This window comes from Mesorhizobium sp. BH1-1-4 (genome assembly GCF_020165665.1).
In the GTDB taxonomy this organism is placed as follows: Bacteria; Pseudomonadota; Alphaproteobacteria; order Rhizobiales; family Rhizobiaceae; genus Mesorhizobium.
The window spans coordinates 24,081-42,904 of the sequence record NZ_JAIUIN010000032.1 but is presented as its reverse complement, the minus strand read 5'-3'; the positions used below and the strand labels follow the sequence as shown (position 1 = coordinate 42,904).

At 64.7% G+C, this 18,824-nt stretch carries 21 protein-coding genes; 11 read left to right on the top strand and 10 right to left on the bottom strand.

The window, feature by feature from the left end:
* Positions 1-238: 238 nt before the first annotated feature.
* Positions 239-472 carry a hypothetical protein gene (locus LB569_RS29800; protein WP_140709001.1) on the top strand — a complete coding sequence of 78 codons (234 nt, stop codon included), beginning with the start codon at positions 239-241 and terminating at the stop codon, positions 470-472.
* A 66-nt stretch (positions 473-538) separates the two neighbouring features.
* Positions 539-805, top strand: coding sequence for a DUF1488 domain-containing protein (locus LB569_RS29795; RefSeq protein ID WP_140709003.1), 267 nt, complete (start codon positions 539-541; stop codon positions 803-805).
* A 77-nt stretch (positions 806-882) separates the two neighbouring features.
* On the opposite strand, the gene LB569_RS29790 is transcribed toward LB569_RS29795, so the two are convergent.
* The gene (locus LB569_RS29790) at positions 883-1,944 is read right to left on the bottom strand and encodes a diguanylate cyclase domain-containing protein (protein WP_224695126.1); all 1,062 of its coding nucleotides are present in this window, start codon (positions 1,942-1,944) and stop codon (positions 883-885) included.
* 656 nt (positions 1,945-2,600) lie between these two features.
* Here LB569_RS29790 and LB569_RS29785 point away from each other — a divergent pair.
* From LB569_RS29785 to LB569_RS29765, 5 genes are all read left to right on the top strand, one after another.
* Entirely contained in the window at positions 2,601-3,644 is a 1,044-nt protein-coding gene (locus LB569_RS29785; RefSeq protein ID WP_224695125.1) for a LacI family DNA-binding transcriptional regulator, read from the top strand.
* Positions 3,645-3,718: 74 nt separating this feature from the next.
* A complete protein-coding gene (locus tag LB569_RS29780; RefSeq protein WP_224695124.1) occupies positions 3,719-4,996 on the top strand; it encodes an ABC transporter substrate-binding protein in 1,278 nt (425 codons plus the stop codon).
* A gap of 275 nt (positions 4,997-5,271) precedes the next feature.
* Entirely contained in the window at positions 5,272-6,201 is a 930-nt protein-coding gene (locus LB569_RS29775; protein WP_224695123.1) for a carbohydrate ABC transporter permease, read from the top strand.
* A complete protein-coding gene (locus LB569_RS29770; protein ID WP_224695122.1) occupies positions 6,201-7,061 on the top strand; it encodes a carbohydrate ABC transporter permease in 861 nt (286 codons plus the stop codon). The genes LB569_RS29775 and LB569_RS29770 overlap by 1 nt, the downstream gene beginning before the upstream one ends.
* 20 nt (positions 7,062-7,081) lie before the next feature.
* Complete coding sequence (locus LB569_RS29765; protein WP_224695121.1) at positions 7,082-9,064, top strand: glycoside hydrolase family 127 protein; 1,983 nt, start codon at positions 7,082-7,084, stop codon at positions 9,062-9,064.
* 46 nt (positions 9,065-9,110) lie between these two features.
* Here LB569_RS29765 and LB569_RS29760 read toward each other — a convergent pair whose 3' ends face one another.
* The 7 genes from LB569_RS29760 to LB569_RS29730 all read right to left on the bottom strand — a co-directional run bounded on the left by LB569_RS29760 (position 9,111) and on the right by LB569_RS29730 (position 12,907).
* Positions 9,111-10,181 carry an acyltransferase family protein gene (locus tag LB569_RS29760; RefSeq protein WP_224695120.1) on the bottom strand — a complete coding sequence of 357 codons (1,071 nt, stop codon included), beginning with the start codon at positions 10,179-10,181 and terminating at the stop codon, positions 9,111-9,113.
* A 367-nt stretch (positions 10,182-10,548) separates the two neighbouring features.
* Positions 10,549-10,947 (bottom strand): DUF1801 domain-containing protein, encoded by a 399-nt coding sequence (locus LB569_RS29755; RefSeq protein WP_224695119.1) that lies wholly within the window; start codon positions 10,945-10,947, stop codon positions 10,549-10,551.
* A gap of 32 nt (positions 10,948-10,979) precedes the next feature.
* Positions 10,980-11,417: a DUF1801 domain-containing protein gene (locus LB569_RS29750; protein ID WP_224695118.1), complete on the bottom strand. Its 438-nt coding sequence runs from the start codon at positions 11,415-11,417 to the stop codon at positions 10,980-10,982.
* Between the two features lie 6 nt (positions 11,418-11,423).
* Positions 11,424-11,645: a hypothetical protein gene (locus LB569_RS29745; RefSeq protein ID WP_224541570.1), complete on the bottom strand. Its 222-nt coding sequence runs from the start codon at positions 11,643-11,645 to the stop codon at positions 11,424-11,426.
* A 40-nt stretch (positions 11,646-11,685) separates the two neighbouring features.
* Positions 11,686-12,078, bottom strand: coding sequence for a VOC family protein (locus LB569_RS29740; RefSeq protein ID WP_224695117.1), 393 nt, complete (start codon positions 12,076-12,078; stop codon positions 11,686-11,688).
* Positions 12,079-12,155: 77 nt separating this feature from the next.
* Positions 12,156-12,587 (bottom strand): SRPBCC domain-containing protein, encoded by a 432-nt coding sequence (locus tag LB569_RS29735; protein WP_224695116.1) that lies wholly within the window; start codon positions 12,585-12,587, stop codon positions 12,156-12,158.
* Positions 12,584-12,907 carry an ArsR/SmtB family transcription factor gene (locus LB569_RS29730; RefSeq protein WP_224695115.1) on the bottom strand — a complete coding sequence of 108 codons (324 nt, stop codon included), beginning with the start codon at positions 12,905-12,907 and terminating at the stop codon, positions 12,584-12,586. The genes LB569_RS29735 and LB569_RS29730 overlap by 4 nt, the downstream gene beginning before the upstream one ends.
* 115 nt (positions 12,908-13,022) lie before the next feature.
* Here LB569_RS29730 and LB569_RS29725 point away from each other — a divergent pair, with 115 nt between their 5' ends.
* A complete protein-coding gene (locus LB569_RS29725) occupies positions 13,023-13,886 on the top strand; it encodes an NAD(P)H-binding protein (RefSeq protein WP_224695114.1) in 864 nt (287 codons plus the stop codon).
* Here the strand turns inward: LB569_RS29725 and LB569_RS29720 are convergent.
* Together LB569_RS29720 and LB569_RS29715 are read right to left on the bottom strand one after the other, a co-directional pair.
* Complete coding sequence (locus LB569_RS29720) at positions 13,883-14,599, bottom strand: gamma-glutamylcyclotransferase (protein WP_224695113.1); 717 nt, start codon at positions 14,597-14,599, stop codon at positions 13,883-13,885. The two genes, LB569_RS29725 and LB569_RS29720, sit on opposite strands and share 4 nt — an antisense overlap.
* Before the next feature lie 141 nt (positions 14,600-14,740).
* Positions 14,741-15,595, bottom strand: a complete 855-nt coding sequence (locus tag LB569_RS29715; RefSeq protein ID WP_224695112.1) for a helix-turn-helix domain-containing protein — start codon at positions 15,593-15,595, stop codon at positions 14,741-14,743.
* 183 nt (positions 15,596-15,778) lie between these two features.
* On the opposite strand from LB569_RS29715, the gene LB569_RS29710 reads away from it, so the two are divergent.
* The 3 genes from LB569_RS29710 (at position 15,779) to LB569_RS29700 (ending at position 18,811) form a co-directional block, all read left to right on the top strand.
* Entirely contained in the window at positions 15,779-16,543 is a 765-nt protein-coding gene (locus tag LB569_RS29710) for a phytanoyl-CoA dioxygenase family protein (RefSeq protein WP_224695111.1), read from the top strand.
* Between the two features lie 211 nt (positions 16,544-16,754).
* Positions 16,755-17,777, top strand: a complete 1,023-nt coding sequence (locus LB569_RS29705; protein ID WP_224695110.1) for an ABC transporter permease — start codon at positions 16,755-16,757, stop codon at positions 17,775-17,777.
* Between the two features lie 65 nt (positions 17,778-17,842).
* Positions 17,843-18,811, top strand: coding sequence for a sugar ABC transporter substrate-binding protein (locus tag LB569_RS29700; RefSeq protein WP_224695109.1), 969 nt, complete (start codon positions 17,843-17,845; stop codon positions 18,809-18,811).
* The last annotated feature ends 13 nt before the right edge of the window (positions 18,812-18,824 follow it).

Sequence of the window (18,824 nt, the reverse complement as noted above, 5' to 3'; positions counted from 1 at the left end):
TCCTTCTGGGCCGGCACAGGCGGCCACGCCCTTCCTATAGGCTCTTTGGCACTCGATAGATAGGAGTGCCAAAAATTATTCGAGCGACCGATTAAATATTCAAAGTATTATTTCAGCTTGGCGTTTCGTGATATCCGCAATGTGGCAAATAATTCAAAAGATTGAATTTTACGACGCGCGCGCCTATTTAGTGGTAGAGTTCATTTTCACCATTTTCAGACGCAAGGAGATTTTAGCGATGGCCGAAGGCAATCAGACGATCATGGAAAAAGCTGAAGCCCGCTTTGTCGACAAGCAGAAGAAGACCGCGGAGCGCAACAAGGCAACCGCTGAATATGTATCCGAGGCGCGGGCCAGGGAGATCAAGACGGCAAGGTTGAGGGAGTTGCGGCTGGCCAAGGAAGAGGCCGACCGCGTCGCGGAAGCCCTAAACCCGACGCCGAAGAAGAAGCGAGCGGTGAAGAAGGCCTAGAGCAATTCCAGGCAAAGTGCGAGGCGGGTTTCCCGCCCGCCATCGCGTCAAATCGAGGAGGCCAAGATGAGCCTGACATTCCCCAATCGCAGCCGCAGCTACGACGAAGCCGGCAAGCGCATCCGGTTCGTCGGCCATGACGGCATGTTCCAGATTTCCTTTTCCGTCGCCGCCGACGCGATGTCGAAAATTCAGCCGTCGACCGTGGCCAATGAAGCAGGCTACCTGGCCACATTCGACACCGAGAGCGGTGCCATTCGCGACGTGGCCTCGAGGGCCTACGACCGCACCCGCAAGAGCATCTATGTGCTGACATCGGACGATTTCGGCTGAGCCGGCTCGCGTGCCGGTATCGAACAACGGCTTGGGGCGGTTCGCCGTTTCCGTGAACCGCCGAACTGCTCCAGCCCTCACGCCGCCGCGCTGCGGCCTTTCATTCCAGCCTCGGCCTTGAAGATGCGGAACGTGTTGCGGCCTGCCGCCTTGGCCGCATAAAGCGCGGTGTCGGCCTGCGCGAACAGGTCGCAAGGCTGCCCTGCTTCCGCGAAGGCGATGCCGATCGAGGCGCCGAGCCTGAGCGACTGGCCGCGGGCGGCGACCGGTTTGCCCATCGCCTCGACGATGCCGCGCGCCACGCCGGAGACGGCGCCCCGGTCGAGATGGGTCCCGAGCAGCACCGCGAACTCGTCGCCGCCGACGCGCGCCACCAGTTCGGCCTCGCCGCACGCGCCGGCAAGACGCAGGGCCGCCTCCTTCAGGCACTCGTCGCCAATGACGTGGCCGAACGTGTCGTTGACGGCCTTGAAGCCGTCGAGGTCGATCAGCAGCAGTGCGCCGAGCGGTCGACCCTCTTCCACATGCCCAAGCCGCGCCTGGAAGCGGGCACGGTTGGCAAGCCCGGTCATGGCGTCGAATTCGGCCAGATAGCGCATCCGGTCCGACAGGATCTTTTCCTCGGTGATGTCCTGCTTCATGCCGAAGATGCGCACCGGCTCGCCCGCCTCGCACTCGACGGTGGCGGTGATGCGGATCCAGCGGCAATGGCCTGCCAGCGTGGTGATCTCGGCATCGAGGGTGAAGCCGTTGCGTTCGGCAATCGCGCGGCTGCGCAAAGTGGTCAGCGCCTTGCGCGACTCCCGCGGATAGCACTTGACGATCTCCGAGCGGTCGAGCGCCGAGCCGCGCGGCAGGTCGAACAGGTCGTAGACGACGTCGGTCCAGGTAAGCTGCTCGTCGGGCAGGCTGCATTCCCACACGCCGATGCGCGCGGCCGCCGACGCACGGTCGAAGATCTTGCGGCTGTGCGCCAGCGACACCTCCTGCCTGGCGATCAGCGCCGCCTGCGCGGCAAGGTCCGCCTTCAGCCCCGCGATGGTCGCGGCATCGCCGCGGTGGTCGTCGGCGCTGTCGTGCCCTGCCCGCTTGCCGGCCTGCGCGGCCATGCCTTTCGGAGTGCAGGATGTATCGGGCATGGCGGAGCTCCAGCGGAGGGCCACCTTGGCGCAACAGCGATTAAGACTTCGCTGACAATCCGTGGGTCCCTCGCCCCATAAAGGCGGCTACGGCATGCACACAGGTGGCTGGTCTTTGGCGATGGCGTGGATGGCAGCTTCGCGCATGCATTGTGTTAGGCTGCGCTGGTCGACCCCCACTCCGTCTCGGCTTCGCCGAGCCACCTTGCCGGGGCGAGCCACGGGTCTCGCCCGTCCTTCGGACCCCCCGATCGACGGGGTAGAGGAAGGGTGCCAAGCTTTTTGCCGTCAACGCTTTTCCAACGGGGCTCCCTTCCTTTCCCTCCGGAGGGGGGAAAGGTGGCGCTGCGAAGCAGCGACGGATTGGGGGAACCACGTGGCAATCAAGCCCCGAGCAGATCAGCACGCCAATACAGAGGACCGGTGCATAGCGTAGACGGGCGTTGGGGGCGAGGAACCAAGTCTTGCTAGCCTCAGCCTCTCTCTTCCCACCGCTGGAGCTTCAAACCACTTTCCCTCTTGAACGCTCCTCCGATCTGGCCTAGCCTCATCTGAGAAAAGGTTTTTCCATCCACCTCCGATCAGGCTAGGCCATTGGCCGACCTTCTTCCGGCGATTAAGAGAAAACCTTTTCCCAACTGAGGATTTGCGCCGCGATGGCATCGGACGATCAGCCAGTTCCGGTCTTTCCCAAGCCCGTCACCTTGCGTGACGTGGCCGCCCAAGCCGGCGTCAGCGTCGCCACCGCCTCCAAGGCGCTCAACGACCAGGGGCGCATGACGGCCGAGACCCGCGAGCGCATCCGCGAGACGGCGCGCGGCCTGGGGTTTCGGCCCAACAGCCTGGCGCAGAGCTTGCTCAGGCGCCGCTCCTTCACCGTCGGCCTGCTCACCAACGATACCTATGGCCGCTTCTCGCTGCCACTGATGTCGGGCATATCGGACGCGCTGGTCGATGCCGGCGTTTCGGTGTTCCTGTGCAATGTCGAGGAGGATCCGCGCCTCGGCCAGCTCCATGTCGAGGCGATGCTCGACAAGCGCGTCGACGGCATCATCGCCACCGGCAAGCGCATCGACCGCCATCTGCCGGTAGACCTCTCCAACCTGCGCGTCCCGGTGATCTATGCCTTCACCCAGCCCGATCCCGACGCCGTCGCCTTCGTTTCCGACGATGACGGCGGGGCGCGGCTGGCGGTCGAGCATTTCCGCCGGCTCGGCCGCAAGCGCATCGCCCATGTAACTGGCCCGGCGAGCTTTGCCGTGGTGCACGAACGGGCGCGGGCTTACCGCGCCGTGCTGGCGGAAACCGGCCTGCCGGTGATCGAGCCGCTGCTCGGCGCCTGGTCGGAAGCCTGGGGACATGACGCCGTGGCAAAACTGTTCGATGGCAGCGGCGAAAGACCGGATGCCGTCTTCTGCGGCAACGACCAGATCGCGCGCGGCGTCATCGATGCCCTGCGCGAGCGCGGCCTCGGCGTGCCCGACGATGTCGGCGTCATCGGTTTCGACAATTGGGAGATCGTGGCCGAGGCGACCCGCCCGCCCCTGACTTCGGTCGACATGAACCTGGCGGCCCTCGGCCGCGAGGCCGGCCTGACCCTGCTTTCCCTGGTCGGCGGCAAGCCCGCCACGCCAGGCATTCGAAAACTGCCGTGCCGGCTGGTGGTGCGGCAGTCCTGCGGCCGCCTGCCGGATGGTTGAGAAAGACGGCTGAAAAACGAAACGCCGCGATCGGCGGCAAGCTGCGCATCGCGGCCAATGTGGAGGAGGAAAACATGAGGACTTTGACTGCCAAACTGGCCCTGCCCAAACTGGCTCTGACCAAACTGGCTTTGACGGCCGCTATTCTGGGCGGCGGCCTGCAACTTGCCGCCGCCGAGACCGCCAACATCTGGGTGCGCGCCGACGGCTCGAACTTCATGCCGAGGATCGTCGACGCCTTCAACAAGGCGCACAAGGACCAGGTCAAGCTCGACATCATCCCCAATGCCGAGATCATCCCGAAATATGGCGCGGCGGCCGCGGGCGGTACCGCACCCGACGCACTGTCGCTCGACCTGATCTACACGCCCTCCTTCGCCGCTGCCGGCCAGTTGGAGGACATCACCGACTGGGCCAAGTCCCTGCCCTATTTCGCCAGCCTGTCGCCGGCGCATGTGAAGACGGGTACCTACAAGGACCATATTTACGGCCTGCCCTTCTCGGCCGACGCCTCGGTGCTGATCTGGAACAAGAAGCTGTTCAAGCAGGCCGGCCTCGATCCTGAAAAAGGCCCCGCCAACTGGGCCGAGATTGAAGCCGACGCCGAGAAGGTCAACGCGCTGGGCGGCAACATCAAGGGCTTCTATTTTTCCGGCAATTGCGGCGGCTGCAACATCTTCACCTTCACGCCGCTGATCTGGGCTTCGGGCGGCGACATCCTGTCGGAGGACGGCTCGAAGGCGACGCTGGACAGCCCGCAATTGCGCGGCGCCATCGATCTCTACCGTTCGATGGTCAAGAAGGACCTGGTGCCGGCGGGCGCGCAGACCGACACCGGCGCCAATTTCTTCGCGGCGTTCGCCGCCGGCAATATCGGCATCTCGCCCTCCGGCGCCTTCGCCATCGGCGCGCTCAACACGCAATATCCCGACGTCGACTATGGCGTCACCTTCCTGCCGGGCAAGGACGGCAACTGGTCGTCCTTTGCCGGCGGCGACAATTTCGTCGTCACCAAGGGCACCAAGAAGCTCGCCGTGGTGAAGGCCTTCCTGGACTTCGCCTATTCGCTCGAAGGGCAGACGATCCTGGCCAAATACGGCAGCCTGCCGGTGCGCGGCGACATCGCCAAGGACGCGCTCAAGGATCTCGACCCGCGCTACCAGATCGCCGCCGAGGCCATGGCCAAGGGCAAGACCCCCTACTCCGTGGTGTTCAACGATTTGATCAACTCCGCCAACGGCCCGTGGACGCAGATGATCAACGAGGTGTTCTTCGGCGACGACGTCGATGGCGCCATCGCCAACGCCCAGGAAACCATGCAGTCGATCATCGACCAGGCGCCGCAGAAGTAGGCGCCTGTCCGGCCGCCCGCCTGTCTCCCTGGGCGGGCGGCCGGGAATTGCTTTGGTTCAAATGGCAGGGCTATCGCTTTGAGACAAGACCCCCTCATCCGGCCGCTACGCGGCCACCTTCTCTCCGCTGGGGAGAAGAGGCTGGCCCCCGCGCCGGCGCCCTCCTCTCCCCTCGGGGAGAGGTCGGATTGCCCCGAATTGCCCTTCGCAATTCGGTTGGCAATCCGGGTGAGGGGGTGCTTGGCCAATGCCGTAACAGCATCGAGCGCCCAGCCATGACCACAATCACCACCACGACCACTGCCCCACCCCGCGTCCGCAAACGCGTCGGCTACGGGCGCCGGCAATGGATCGGCCTCATCTATGTCGCGCCGGCGGTCGCGCTGGTGATGGTGTTCTTCGTCATACCGCTCGGCACGACGGCGTGGATGTCGCTGCACAACTGGCCGCTGATGGGCGAACATTCCTTCATCGGCCTCGGCAATTATTGGGCGATCCTGCGCGACACCAGGTTCTGGAACGCGCTGAGATTCACCGGCTACTACACGCTGATCGTCACCATCGCGATCTTCGCCGTCGCCTTTCCGCTGGCGATCTTCATCGAGCGGCCGCGCCCGTTCACCAATCTCTACCGCACCATGTTCTTCATGCCGGCCGTGGTCGGCTTCGCCTCGGCGAGCCTCTTGTGGTCGTGGCTGCTCAACGTCGATTCCGGCCTGTTCAGCCCGGCCGCCTACGATCTTGGCCTGATCGACAGGAAATTCAACCTGCTCGCCACCTTCCAACCGGCCTTCTGGTCGATCATCGCCATGGTGGTGTGGAAGGTCGCCGGCTTCACCATGATCATCCTGATGACCGGCCTGCAATCGATCCCGCAGGACCTGCAGGAGGCGGCCGTCATCGACGGCGCCGGGCCGTTCGCCAGGTTCCGGGCGATCACCTTGCCGCTGATGCGCCGCACTTTGGCGCTGGCGCTGATCCTGTCGGTCGCCGGTTCGATCCTCGCCTTCGACCAGTTCTACATCATCCTGCGCGGCGGCCCGCGCAACCAGACGCTGACGGCGGTCTACTGGATCTTCAACCAGTCCTTCGTGTCGTTCAAGCTGGGCTATGGCGCGGCACTCTCGATGGTGCTGCTGGTCATCCTGGTGGCGCTCAGCCTCGTCCAACTCTGGCTGCTGCGCAAGCCCGAGGGGCTCGACTGATGGCGCGGGCGATATCAGCCAGGGGCAACAAGCTCGCCGCCCGCCTCGCTAGGCACTCCACCGGCATCATCGCCTCGCTGCTGTTCGTGGCGCCGATCGTGTGGACGGTGCTGTCGGCCTTCAAGCCGGCGGCCGAGGCCCGCCTGCCGCCGCTGCCGCCCTGGCCGACCACGGGCTTCTCGCTGGAGAACTACGCCACACTGAACAGTTTCGGCGACGGCCTGTGGGTGTCGGCCCAGAACAGCATCTACGTCTCGGTGATGACCGTCATACTGTCGGTCATCGTCAGCGTGCTGGCCGGCTACGGTTTTTCGCGCTTTCGGTTTCCGTTCAAGGACCTGTTCTTCGTCCTCATCCTGTCGACGATCATGATCCCGTTCCAGTCGATCCTGACGCCGATCTTCCTGGTGCTGACCAAGCTTGGCCTGCACAACACGCTGACCGGCCTGGTCGGCGTCTATGTGACGCTGCAGCTGCCGTTTTCGATCTTCATGATGCGCAACGCTTTCGACGCGGTGCCGCGCGAGATCGAGGAGGCCGCGCGCATGGACGGCGCCAACAACGCCACCATGCTCGTCAAGGTGATGCTGCCGCTGGTCTGGCCCGGCGTCGTCACCATCGCGCTGTTTGCCTTCCTCGGCGCCTGGAACGAGTTTTTGGCCGCCTTGGTGCTGATGACCGACCAGTCCAAATTCACGCTGCCGGTGATGATGACAGCCCTTCAGTCGGGCCGCTTCGGCGCCATCGACTGGGGCGCCGTGCAGGCCGGCGTCACGGTGATGATGGTCCCCTGCCTGATCCTGTTTCTTGCCCTGCAGCGCTTCTACATCCGCGGCCTGATGGCCGGGGCCGTCAAGTAATCGATCGAATGGAGTAAGTCATGACCGCATCGCCATCCCCCCGGCCCGCCACCGCAGCCAAGCCGAAGCTCGCCTTCCGCCCGCTGCCGGTGCCGCAGGTCGACGTGCACGGCTTCTGGGGCGACCGCGCCGAGGCGGTCGCGACGCGCACCGCCGACATCCTTTACGACCGCTGCGTGGAGGCGCGCATGCTGGATCAGATCGACCCCGACCGCCCCTCGCCCGGAATCGTCATTCCGTTCCACTCGCCCTCGCCCGACGAGGCGGCCTCCCCCGGCTTCACCGGCTCGACGGTGACCACGCAGATGTTCTGGGATTCCGATCTCGGCAAGACGATCGAGACCGCGGCCTATTCCCTCTACCGGCGCAAGAATCCTGACCTGGAGAAGAAGATCGACGCCGTCATCGACATGTACGGCAGACTGCAGCAGGACGACGGCTATCTCTCCAGCTGGTACCAGCGCGTCCAGCCCGGCCTGCGCTGGACCAATCTGCGCGACTGCCACGAGCTTTACTGCGCCGGCCACCTGATCGAGGGCGCGGTCGCCTATTACCAGGCCACCGGCAAGCGCAAGCTGCTCGACATCATGTGCCGCTATGCCGACCACATCGCCTCGGTGCTCGGCCCCGAGCCCGGCAAGAAAAAAGGCTATTGCGGCCATGAGGAGATCGAGCTGGCGCTGGTCAAGCTGGCGCGGGTGACCGGCGAGGCGAAATACATGGAGCTGGCCAAGTACTTCATCGACCAGCGCGGGCAACAGCCGCATTATTTCGACGAGGAGGCGCGCGCCCGTGGCGCCGACCCCAAGGCCTATCATTTCAAGACCTATGAATACAGCCAGTCGCACATCCCGGTGCGCGAGCAGGACAAGGTCGTCGGCCATGCGGTGCGGGCCATGTATCTCTATTCGGGCATGGCCGACATCGCCACCGAATATGGCGACGACACGCTGCGCGTGGCGCTCGACCGGCTGTGGGACGACCTCACCACGAAAAACCTCTACATCACCGGCGGGCTCGGTCCCTCGGCGCACAATGAGGGCTTCACCAGCGACTACGACCTGCCCAACGAAACCGCCTATGCCGAGACCTGCGCTTCGGTCGGGCTGGTGTTCTGGGCGAGCCGCATGCTCGGCATGGGGCCGAACGCCCGCTATGCCGACATGATGGAGCGCGCGCTCTACAATGGCTCGATCTCCGGCCTGTCGCTCGACGGCTCGCTGTTCTTCTACGAAAACCCGCTGGAAAGCCGGGGCAAGCACAACCGCTGGAAATGGCACCGCTGCCCCTGCTGCCCGCCCAATATCGGCCGCATGGTCGCTTCCATCGGCAGCTATTTCTACAGCCTGGCCGACGACGCGCTTGCCGTGCACCTCTACGGCGACTCCACCGCCCGTTTCGACATAGCGGGTGTGCCGGTGACGTTGACACAGGCAAGCCGCTATCCCTGGGACGGCGCCGTCGAGATCACCGTCGAGCCGCAAACGCCGGTCGAATTCACGCTGCATTTGCGGGTGCCGGGCTGGAGCTCCGCCGCCAGGCTGGAAATCAACGGTCAGGCGGTCGACCTCGAGGGCGCGACCAGCGACGGCTACGCCGCTATCCGCCGCGTCTGGCAAAAAGGCGACCGTGTCAGGCTCGACCTCGAAATGCCGATCGAGCGGCTCTACGCCAATCCCGAGGTCCGGCAGGATGTCGGCCGCGTCGCGCTCTCGCGCGGGCCGCTGATCTACTGTGTCGAGGCGACGGACAATGATATCAGCCTGCACCGACTGACCCTGCCGCGCACGGTCGGAATCGAGGCGCATGACGAACCGGGCCTGCTCGGCGGCGTGGTCACGCTTTCAGCCACGGCGCAAGCCGATGCCGGCGACGGCTGGCAGGACGGGCTCTATCGTTGCGAACCGCCGGCCAAGGTCGAGACGCGCCTGACCGCCATCCCCTATTTCGCCTGGGACAACCGCGAGCCCGGCGAGATGCTGGTGTGGCTGCGGGACGGCTGAGGTTGGCAGCGACGCCCGCGCCTTCTGCCCTCGACTGTTTGGAACGTCACTCGGCGGCGACAGGCTGCGGTGCCTTCGGTGCCGCGCTGCCGTCGACATGCGCCCAGCCCGGCCGCTCGAACAGGAACATGCCGAAACCGATGCGCTGGACGACAAAGTAGAGGATCACCGGGCTGATGATCGAGACCAGCAGCACCGCCAGGCTGAGCATTCCGGTGTCGGTCAGCAGGCCGCTGGCCAGCGCGGCGCCGCGAAACAGCGACATCGGGATGGTGAAGGCGACATAGACGACCAGAGAATGTTCGCCCAGCCAGCGAAGCCATTCCATGGCGGGAAACTTCGACAGGAAGCCGCCAAGCACGCACAGCGCCACCGCGCCGGCGACGGCTAAGGTAAGATGCAGCGGCGGCCATGCGGCCAGCCCCATCTGCATGCCGACCGGCTGCATGGCATAGTCAGGCGAATAGACCAGCAGGCCGTTGATGACAGCCCACAGGACGAGCCCGGCGACGGCCAGCGCCGGGCGGCCTTGCGTCCAGCCGACAAGCCGGAACACCAGCGGCGCCATGACGAAGCCGACGTAGAAAAAGACGAAATAGGCCGCGAATTGTTCGACCGCGTAGCTGTCGGGACGCGGCGCCCACATCTGCAGCGCGGCTGCGATCGGGATGACGATCCAGGCGGGAACCGCGAACTGGCGCAGCAGTTTCGCCGCTAGGCCGAACACCGCCAACATGTAGATGAACCACAGCACGCCATAGGGCTGCACGACAGCCATCGCCAGGTCATGCAGCATGCCGGCGGGATCCCGGCTGAAGATGCCGATCTTCAGCCCGATCGAGATGATCGCCCACAGCACGTAGAAATAGAGGTAATGAACGACGCGCCGGTCGACATAGCGCCGCCACGGCCGGTCGATCACCTGCGACAGGAAAAGTCCGGAGATCAGGAAGAACTCCGGCATCCGGAACGGCGTCGCGAAGCCGATGACATAGTGGAGGAAGCCGACGCCACCGGTATACTCGCCGGTGTTGTAGGCCGAGTACATCATCACCACGAGGATGATCGAGAGACCTTTGGCCGTGTCCACCCACGGCATGCGCATCGGGCTGTTCATGGCGGCGAATCCAAACCGGGCCGGCCCGGCTGGCCAGCCTTCATCCGGCTAGATCTAGCACCATCAAGCTTCCCAGATGGTAAACGCGGCGGGTCTTTGGGATGGGGCTGGCAGCGTCCGGGGGCCACTCCTGCCGTGTTGAAGTCGTTGGCAATCATCCGCCGTCAGCGCTGCCCCTCACCTGCCTGCCGGCATCCTCTCCCCGTAAACGGGGCGAGGGACGCCGTTGTCGCCGATTTCGCCAATCGCCAGCGTTGCAGAAAGAGCGTCGGCCTCGCGGTAGCCCTCTCGCCCCGTTTACGGGGAGAGATGTCCGGCAGGACAGTGAGGGGCAGCGCCGACCGTGACCGCCATGCGCAATGGACGATTACTTTCGGGCCTTCGACTTGTTCAAGGCAACCGCCGCGCGGACCAGCGCCTTGAAAGCCTCCTCGTCGACATCCTCGCCCTGCTGGAAATCGATGGCGCGGCGCGTGTTGCCTTCGAGGCTGGAGTTGAACAGGCGAGCCGGATCGGGCAGCGCCGCGCCCTTGGCGAAAGTCAGCTTGACGACGGCCTTATAGGTCTCGCCGGTGCAGACCATGCCGGCATCCTCCCACACCGGAACGCCGCGCCATTTCCAGGTCTCGACCACGTCGGGATCGGCCTGATGGATCAGCGCGCGCAGCCGGGCGAGCATCTCGCCGCGCCAGTCGCCCAATTCCTTGATCCGGCCATCGATCAGCTCGGAGGGAGATTTGCTTTCTTGCGATCCCGTGGTCGTCATGATGTTTCCTCCTTCGAACTGAAATAGAGCGCTTACATGCGCTCGCCAGGCAATTGGCTGGCCTGCTTCACCCAGGCGCTGAACCGCGCCTCGTCCAGTCCATCATCCTCGCGGATGTCGAGATAGCGCGTATCCCCGCTCTTGGACGCGCCAGGCGGCGCCGGATCGAGCGACTGGCCGCGAAAAAAGGCCACCTTGATGTATCTGGCGAAGCAATGGATGCCGAGGAACCAGCCCTCGCCCTCGACGCCGTAGAGCGACGAGTTCCATTTCACCGCCTTTTGCACGCCGGGAACGGCGCGCTCGATGAGCGCGTCGAGGCGCTCTCCCACGGCACGCTTCCAGCCCGGCATGGCCGCGATATAGGCCTGCACCGGCGCATCGCCATGGCCCTTGGCGATCCGAGGGTTGCCGCCGGAGAGTGGCTTCACCGGCGGAGCCTCAGGGACGGGTTTTGTCGATTGCGCCATCCGTTCCTATCCGTTGGCGCGCTGCGCGACGCGCCCTTTCGCAGCGTAAGGCAGCACGAACATATAGAGGCCGCTGAACAGCATCAGGAACAGCGGCGGCAGCGGCGAATAGACCACCCAGGCGGGCGGCTGCCCGAAGGCCATGGTGGCGAAGTTCGCGGCCACGGTGATCGTGAAGATGATCGACAGCCAGCGATGCGCCTGCCGTATCCATTTGCTCCAGTCCAATTCCGCCTCCTCTTGCACTATGCGTTGAAACCCAGGCGCACTACCAGCGCGCCAGTTCCGTGATCTGGACGAGATTGCCGCAGCCATCGTTCACCTGCGCGATGGTCGAGCCGGTCACTTGCGTCGGCGCCATGGCGAAGACACCGCCATTCGCCTCGATGCGCTCATGGTCGCCCTTGATGTCGTCGGTGAACAGCATCAGCGCCGGCTGGCCTTGGCTGAAGATCGCCTGCTGGTAGGTTTTGGCCGCCGGATTGTCGTTCAGCGCCAACTGCAATTCGGTCCCCTCAGGCTCTTCGGCCGGAACGACCGTCAGCCAGCGGAACGGCCCATTGCTGAAATCGGCCTTCTTGGTGAAGCCGAGCACGCCGGTGTAGAAGGCAAGCGCCTTTTCCTGATCGTCGACATAGATGCTGGTCAGTTTGATCTTCATTGCTTTTCTCCATGGGTTTTGCTGGCGGAGAACCGCCCTATAAAGTGCTGTGTGGCTTTCAGTCTGGCCGCGAGGCCTCAGTCCGTTCGCGCCAGAAGCTCTTCCAGCTTCCCCAGGAATTGCGGCCAGCCCATCTTGGCGCCACCATATGCGCGTCTCTGGTCGGGCCGGAAACCGGCCTGCTCCATGCGCAGATGGGTTCCCGTCGGTGTCGGCGTGAGCGTGAAGGTCACCACGCTCCTGAGATCGAAGGCCGGATCCTGGTGCGCCAGGTTCCAGCTGTAGGACAGCGTCCTGTGCGGCTCGACGGCAAGCACCTCGCAGTCCAGCACGCCGCCCCAGTCGGCGCTGATGTTGAAGCGGTGGCCGACGGCGGGCTTGAAATCGTTCCTCATCAGCCACTCCTCGATCAGATGTGGTTGCGTCAGCGCGCGCCAGAGTTTTTCGGGCGGATGGGAAATCTCCCGCTCGACGACGACAGTGCGGGTTTCCTTTGCACTATCGTTCACTGGTCCATCCTTTTGAGCAGATTCTCGAGGTCGTCGAACCGGCTTTCCCAGAATCCGGCCATCTCCCGCGTCCAGTCCATCAGCGGCGCCAACGCGGCAAGCTGGGCGCTGTAATGCGTCTGGCGGCCCTCATGGCGGTCGCGCACCAGCCCGGCCTGCTTCAGCACGCCCAGATGCTTCGACACCGCCGGCTGCGAGACGCCGGCCTGTGTCGTCAGCGCTCCGACCGTCTGCTCGCCCTGGCGGCAAAGCCGTTCGAAGATCGCTCGCCTGGTCGGGTCGGCGAGCGTCCTGAAGATCATGTCATGAGCGTCTGGCATTCCCAATCGATAACCCGTTGGCTATTGGTTGACGTATAACCACAGGGATATATGTTCGTCAAGCGGAAGATTTTGGACTGACGCCAGACGGACTGGGCAGAGACGGAGCCAACTGATGATCCTCGTCACCGGAGCCACCGGCCATGTCGGATGCGCCGTCGTCTCGAGGGTGGTATCATCAGGCCACGAGGTCGCAGCACTTGTCCGCAACGCCGAGGCCGCGCAAAAACACCTGCCTCGGAAAACAACGTTGCGCGTCGCCGATTACGAGAATGCCCCGGCGCTAAAGACAGCCTTCACCGGCATCGACGGGCTGGTGCTGATTTCAAGCGATGGCGATGTGGATGCGATCATGCGGCACCACGCCAACGCCATCGCGGCAGCAGTGGCGGCGGGTGTCGGCCACATCACCTTCACCAGCATCGTCGATGTCGCCCAATCCTCACCCTTCTACTACGCGCCTGCCTACCGCGACGCCGAGCACCGGCTGGCCAGTTGCGGCGTGCCCTCGACCATTCTGCGCTGCGGCCTTTACAGCGACTTCATCCTCGACACCTGGCTTGCGCCCGCCTCGGGAGAATTGGCATTGCCCGCCGGACAAGGTCTGGTTGCCCCGGTCTCGCGCGCCGATGTCGCGGCCGCAGTCGCCGCTGTGGCGGCCAGGCCGGACGCATCCCGCGCTCTCTACGCGATCACGGGAGACCGGGCGATGAGCTTCGACGAGATCGTGGTCGCCTATGCCGACGCGACGGCACGGCCCCTGCGCTATCGCCCCTGTTCCCCCGGCGACTATCTGGCCTCGGCGTCGGCACGCCTCGTGGACCCTTGGCCACGGGTCTTCACCAGCCTGTGCGCCTCGATCGCCGAAGGCCGCTATGCCTCGACATCAAGCGATTTCGCCACGCTTACGGGCAGGCAGCCGGAAAGCGTTCGAGATTTCCTGAATCGCGTGGCGCCCGGAGAGCCTGCGCACGACTAGACGCCCGCATGCAGGTTCCCGATCTCCCGCGCCACCAGTTCCTGTAGCTGCCACAGATTGCGGTCGCGTATGCCGCGGGCGTCGAGGTGGCGGATCGTCTCGAACAGATATTGCGCGCCTGAGCCCCAATGGCCGACGGCGCTCGCCAGCGTCGCGGCGACCACGCTCTTGTCGAGCTTGCCGGCATAGCGCGGATTGGCGGGGTCGACGACGAAGCCCAGCGCCCGGCATGGCCCCGATGATGTGGTGACCCGCAGCCAGCGCGGCACGTTGACGGCGGGCAGGATGGTCATTTCGCGGCGCAGCAGTGCTTCCAGATTTTCGTCGACCGGTTCGGCGATCTCGAACACCATGCCCTGGCACTGGCCGCCACGGTCGAGCGCCATCATCAGCCCGGGCTGATCGAGCGTGCCGCGAAAGCGCTGCACCGTGAAGCAGAACGAGCGGTGCCAACCCCGCGCCACCGCCCGCTCGCCGCCCCTCACCTCGCCGGCCGGCTTCCACAGCAGCGAGCCATAGGCGAACAGCTTCAGCGGCCCGGCCGGTACCGAGGCCAGGATCTCATCGCGAACCCGCGCATAGTCGGCATCGGTCATCGGGATCATGCCCGGCACCGGCCCGGCGTCCTCGACCGCCCGCAGCGTACGCGCGACAAGCGCCTCGGTCAGCGCCATGGGTGCCTTGCGTGGCGCGATGGAAGTTGGCTTCTTCATGTTCGTCATGTTGCTGAAGGCAGAGGGATTCTCAAGGGTGCTGGACGCTCGGGCATCGCTTCACGTTCCGAGTTCTCTGAGTGCTTTTCCGCAAACGTTGCGCTGAGGTGAGTTAGCCCGCCCAAGCGCTTGAAAAGACTCCTATCGCCCCGGCGCCGCGCTCAGCTCGCTGCGCCGCCAGGCGGCTGGCGAGATGCCGACCGAGCGTTTGAACTCGCGGCCGAAATGGTAGACGTCGCAGAAGCCGCAGGCTTCGGCCACTTCCGCCAGCGGTTGCTCGCCCTGCACCAGCAGCGACTGCGCCTGCATCAGCCGCTCGCGCATCAGCCATTGGTGCGGGCTGGTGCGCAGGTGCTTCTGGAACAGCCGGCGCAATTGCGAGGGACCGAGGCCGGTCACCGCCAGCAGATCGGGCGCGCCCCAGGCAAAGCCGGGCTCGGCGCGCATGGCGTCGAGCGCGGCGGCCAGCGGCCCGGGCAGATCGTCATGGCTGGCGCCGCCTGTCGCGCGGTCGACCAGAAGCAGGAACTCCGCGACCAGCTGGTTGAGGCGCAGGTCAAGCCCGGCGTCGCGCCGCCGCAGCGCCGAAAACAGCCGCTCGAACCAGGGCGCCGGGCTCGCCGCCTCCGCGAACACGGCGCGCGGCGCGCCGTCGCCGAACAGCTTGCGCCGCAGCGCCACCGGATCCGGTCCGTCGAGCCTGAACCAGAGCAGCGTCCAGGGGTCGGCGGGATCGGCGCAATGCACATGCGGCGCTTCATTGGCCATCCACACCAGGTGGCCGGCGCGAATCTCCAGCCGCTGCCCGAGCGTCTCGACATGGCCCCTTCCGGAGACGCAGTAGAGGATGTCCTGACCGGGATAAAAAGGCCGTTCTATGCGGTAATCGCGCGCCGCCGCGACCTTGCCGGCGCGCGGCACGCTGAACGCCGCGCGCGTCCAGCCGCCGGCCGGCACATAGTGAAAACTCTCGATGACGGCGTTCTTTTCGAGCATGCGCGTTTTATACAAAAAGATCGCCCTGCTTTCCATTTCGTTGGCCGCCGGGCGTCGCTATGGTTGCTCTCATGAGGCCGGGGATAACGGCAGGCAACGGCCCAAACCCCCGATTTTCCAGCCGTTCGCGGCGCATCGCGCCAGGGAGTGGCCGCTGTCAGGCATGCCAGGGAGGAAAGACGAATGTTGGCGATGACGAGGAAAGAAGCGGAAGACTACGCCCGCGACGGATACATTATCCGCAGGGGCCTGCTCAGCGTGGCGGAGGTCGACGATTTCCGCGACCATGCCCGCAGGCAACTCGAGGCGGAAAACAAGAGCGGCGCCGTGATGGCCAAGGGCGACAAGGAGGGCAAGACCACCCTCCTGAAAATGTGGACCAAGGCCGAGGACGACAAATACGGCCTGCTCGCCCGCGACGAGCGCATGGTCGATCTCGCCGAAGACGCTGTCGGCAAGCCGATCTACCTCTACAGCCACAAGATGACCATGAAGCAACCCAATGAGGGCGGCGCCTGGGAATGGCATCAGGATTTCGGCTATTGGTACAATTATGGCTGCCTGGCGCCGGAGATGATGAGCATCTATGTCGCGCTCGACAAGGCGACCCGGCAGAATGGCTGCCTGCAGGTGCTGAAGGGCACGCACAAGCTCGGCCGCCTCAACCACATCCGCGAGAACGACCAGACCAATGTCGAGCAGGAACACCTCGAAGCGGCACTCAAGCGCTACGAGCATATCTATGTCGAGATGGAAGCCGGCGACGCGCTGATCTTCGACGGCAATCTGCTGCACCGCTCGGACGCCAATCGTTCCGACACCTATCGCTGGGGCTATATCTGCTCCTACAACGCCATCGAGAACGCGCCCTTCAAGAAGGTTCGCGAATACGGAAACTTCGACGAACTGCGCAAGGTGCCGGCCGGCTCCTTCCGCAAGGCATCGTAACGCGACGACATCGGCATGGGCGGCCACGCCCAAGCCTGGCCATGATCCCCTTTCGAAAGATCATGGCCGAACAGGGAGATAGAGCCTCATCCTGAATCACTTCGGGAACGGCTTCGAGGCATCGGCCCGCGCCCGAGCTCGGCGGGGTCGATGAAACGCAGAAGTGGCCATGCCGGTGAGGACCGGCGGCCGCGCTGAGGGAGGATAATGTATGACCCATGCGGTCAGGACCGGCGCGCGCGCGCCAGCCACCGACCGATTCACGCTGGCGCGGCTGTTGCGGGCGCGCGAGGCGGGCGTGTTCATCGCGCTCCTCGTGATGTGCCTGTTCCTGTCCTTCGCCACCGATGGATTCCTGACATCGCTGAACCTGCTCAATGTCGGGCGCCAGGTCTCCCTGCTCGGGATCATGGCGGTCGGCATGACGTTCGTCTTGATCGCCGGCGAGGTCGACCTTTCGGTCGGCTCGACCTACGCGCTGTCGGGCCTTGCCACCGGCATGCTGATCATCGCCGGCTGGGCGCTGCTGCCGGCCATCGGCGCTGGCCTCGCCACCGGTATCGTCATCGGCCTGATCAATGGCGTGCTCTCCACCTATGGCCGCCTGCCCTCGCTGATCGCCACGCTCGGCATGTTGTCGATCGTGCGCGGCGCCGCGCTGATCCTGACCAACGGCCAGCCGGTCACCGTCAATGCCCGCAACGGCGCGCTGCCCGATGTGCTGGCGAGCTTTGGCTTCATGGGCCAGGGCTATCTGTTCAGCGTCATCCCCATGCAGCTCGTGTTCTTCGTCATCGTGGCCGCCCTTGCCTGGCTGGTGCTGTCCTTCTCCAATTTCGGCTTCCGCGTCTATGCCGTCGGCGGCAGCGCCAAGGCAGCGCGGGTTTCCGGCATCTCCGTCAACAAGGTCAAGATTTCGGCCTTCGTGCTGATGGGCGTGCTTGCAGCCTTCGCCGGCATTCTCGGCCTTGCCTTCCTGCCCTCCAGCCAGGCCGGACGCACCGGGCTTGGCCTGGAGCTCGACGTCATCGCCGCCACCATCGTCGGCGGCGCCTCGCTATCGGGGGGCGAAGGCACCATCCTCGGCACCATCCTGGGCGTGCTCATCATCGGCGTCATGCGCAACGGGCTGGTGCTGATGGGCGTGTCGCCCTTCGTGCAGGAACTGATGATCGGCCTGGTCATCATCATAGCGGTCGGCATCGACAAATGGAGCACGCGCCGACCCACTTAATCCAAAAAACAACGGGTTAGATCCACGACACAGAAGCAACCAGAACCAAAAAGGGAGGACTATCCATGAACATCAGACACGTCATTCTCGCGGCGGCAATCGGCCTGTTTCCGCTCTCGGCGCACGCCGCGTCCAAGCTCGCCGATTTCCAGCTCGCACCGCGCATCAAGGCCAAGATCGACGCCGGCCAGCAGCTCGATTTCTACGTCTCCTACCATGACGTCTCGAACGAATTCGCGCCCTTCATGAAGGCCGGCGTCGAGCGCGCCGCCAAGGAGGACAAGGTCGGTGCCCAGTTCATCGGTCCGGTCGGCGCCGATGCCGACGGCCAGATCTCGGAGATCGAGACGCTGATGGGCAAGATGGACGGGCTGGCGATCTCCTCGGTTTCGACCGACGCGCTGGCGCCGGTGATCGACCGCGTCATCGCCGCCGGCATCCCGGTCGTCACCTTCAACACCGATAATCCCGACAGCAAGCGCCTCGCCTTCGCCGGCCAGGACCTCGTCCAGTCCGGCCGCGAGGCCGGCAAGCTGATGGCGAAAGTGCTTGATGGCAAGGGCAAGGTGATGATCACCACCATCGACGCCGCCGCGCAATGGTCGCTCGACCGCGAAAAGGGCGCACGCGAGGCGCTCAAGGCCGAATCCGGCATCGAGGTGGTCAACACGCTGAACACCGGCACCGACCCGCAGAAGATCTATTCGGCGATCGAGAACGCCATGCTCGCCAATCCGTCGATATCAGGCGTGCTGTCGCTCGAATGCTGCTCGACGCCGGCCGCCGGCACCTGGGTGGAGCGCAACAAGGCCGCCGACAAGGTCAAGGTCGTTGGCTTCGACCTGCTCGACCAGACGGTGCAGCTCGTCCAGGACGGCAATGTCGATGCCACAATCGACCAGGCGCCGGAGAAGCAGGGTTTTGCCGCCGTCGACCTCCTGGTCAAGTTCCTCAAGGGCGAGCCGATCGACAATGTCGACACCGGCGTCGGCATCTACACCAAGGAAAACATCGCCGAGGTCGTCAAGAAGTAAGCCGCGGTTCGGC

What these genes read in the sequence shown, in the direction of transcription:
- LB569_RS29705 (WP_224695110.1), top strand. Translation starts at nt 16,755, where the DNA reads ATGACCCATGCGGTCAGGACCGGCGCGCGCGCGCCAGCCACCGACCGA.
- LB569_RS29740 (WP_224695117.1), bottom strand. Translation starts at nt 12,078, where the DNA reads ATGAAGATCAAACTGACCAGCATCTATGTCGACGATCAGGAAAAGGCG.
- LB569_RS29785 (WP_224695125.1), top strand. Translation starts at nt 2,601, where the DNA reads ATGGCATCGGACGATCAGCCAGTTCCGGTCTTTCCCAAGCCCGTCACC.
- LB569_RS29760 (WP_224695120.1), bottom strand. Translation starts at nt 10,181, where the DNA reads ATGAACAGCCCGATGCGCATGCCGTGGGTGGACACGGCCAAAGGTCTC.
- LB569_RS29795 (WP_140709003.1), top strand. Translation starts at nt 539, where the DNA reads ATGAGCCTGACATTCCCCAATCGCAGCCGCAGCTACGACGAAGCCGGC.
- LB569_RS29720 (WP_224695113.1), bottom strand. Translation starts at nt 14,599, where the DNA reads ATGAAGAAGCCAACTTCCATCGCGCCACGCAAGGCACCCATGGCGCTG.
- LB569_RS29700 (WP_224695109.1), top strand. Translation starts at nt 17,843, where the DNA reads ATGAACATCAGACACGTCATTCTCGCGGCGGCAATCGGCCTGTTTCCG.
- LB569_RS29770 (WP_224695122.1), top strand. Translation starts at nt 6,201, where the DNA reads ATGGCGCGGGCGATATCAGCCAGGGGCAACAAGCTCGCCGCCCGCCTC.
- LB569_RS29755 (WP_224695119.1), bottom strand. Translation starts at nt 10,947, where the DNA reads ATGACGACCACGGGATCGCAAGAAAGCAAATCTCCCTCCGAGCTGATC.
- LB569_RS29750 (WP_224695118.1), bottom strand. Translation starts at nt 11,417, where the DNA reads ATGGCGCAATCGACAAAACCCGTCCCTGAGGCTCCGCCGGTGAAGCCA.
- LB569_RS29715 (WP_224695112.1), bottom strand. Translation starts at nt 15,595, where the DNA reads ATGCTCGAAAAGAACGCCGTCATCGAGAGTTTTCACTATGTGCCGGCC.
- LB569_RS29790 (WP_224695126.1), bottom strand. Translation starts at nt 1,944, where the DNA reads ATGCCCGATACATCCTGCACTCCGAAAGGCATGGCCGCGCAGGCCGGC.
- LB569_RS29710 (WP_224695111.1), top strand. Translation starts at nt 15,779, where the DNA reads ATGTTGGCGATGACGAGGAAAGAAGCGGAAGACTACGCCCGCGACGGA.
- LB569_RS29780 (WP_224695124.1), top strand. Translation starts at nt 3,719, where the DNA reads ATGAGGACTTTGACTGCCAAACTGGCCCTGCCCAAACTGGCTCTGACC.
- LB569_RS29775 (WP_224695123.1), top strand. Translation starts at nt 5,272, where the DNA reads ATGACCACAATCACCACCACGACCACTGCCCCACCCCGCGTCCGCAAA.
- LB569_RS29765 (WP_224695121.1), top strand. Translation starts at nt 7,082, where the DNA reads ATGACCGCATCGCCATCCCCCCGGCCCGCCACCGCAGCCAAGCCGAAG.
- LB569_RS29800 (WP_140709001.1), top strand. Translation starts at nt 239, where the DNA reads ATGGCCGAAGGCAATCAGACGATCATGGAAAAAGCTGAAGCCCGCTTT.
- LB569_RS29725 (WP_224695114.1), top strand. Translation starts at nt 13,023, where the DNA reads ATGATCCTCGTCACCGGAGCCACCGGCCATGTCGGATGCGCCGTCGTC.
- LB569_RS29730 (WP_224695115.1), bottom strand. Translation starts at nt 12,907, where the DNA reads ATGCCAGACGCTCATGACATGATCTTCAGGACGCTCGCCGACCCGACC.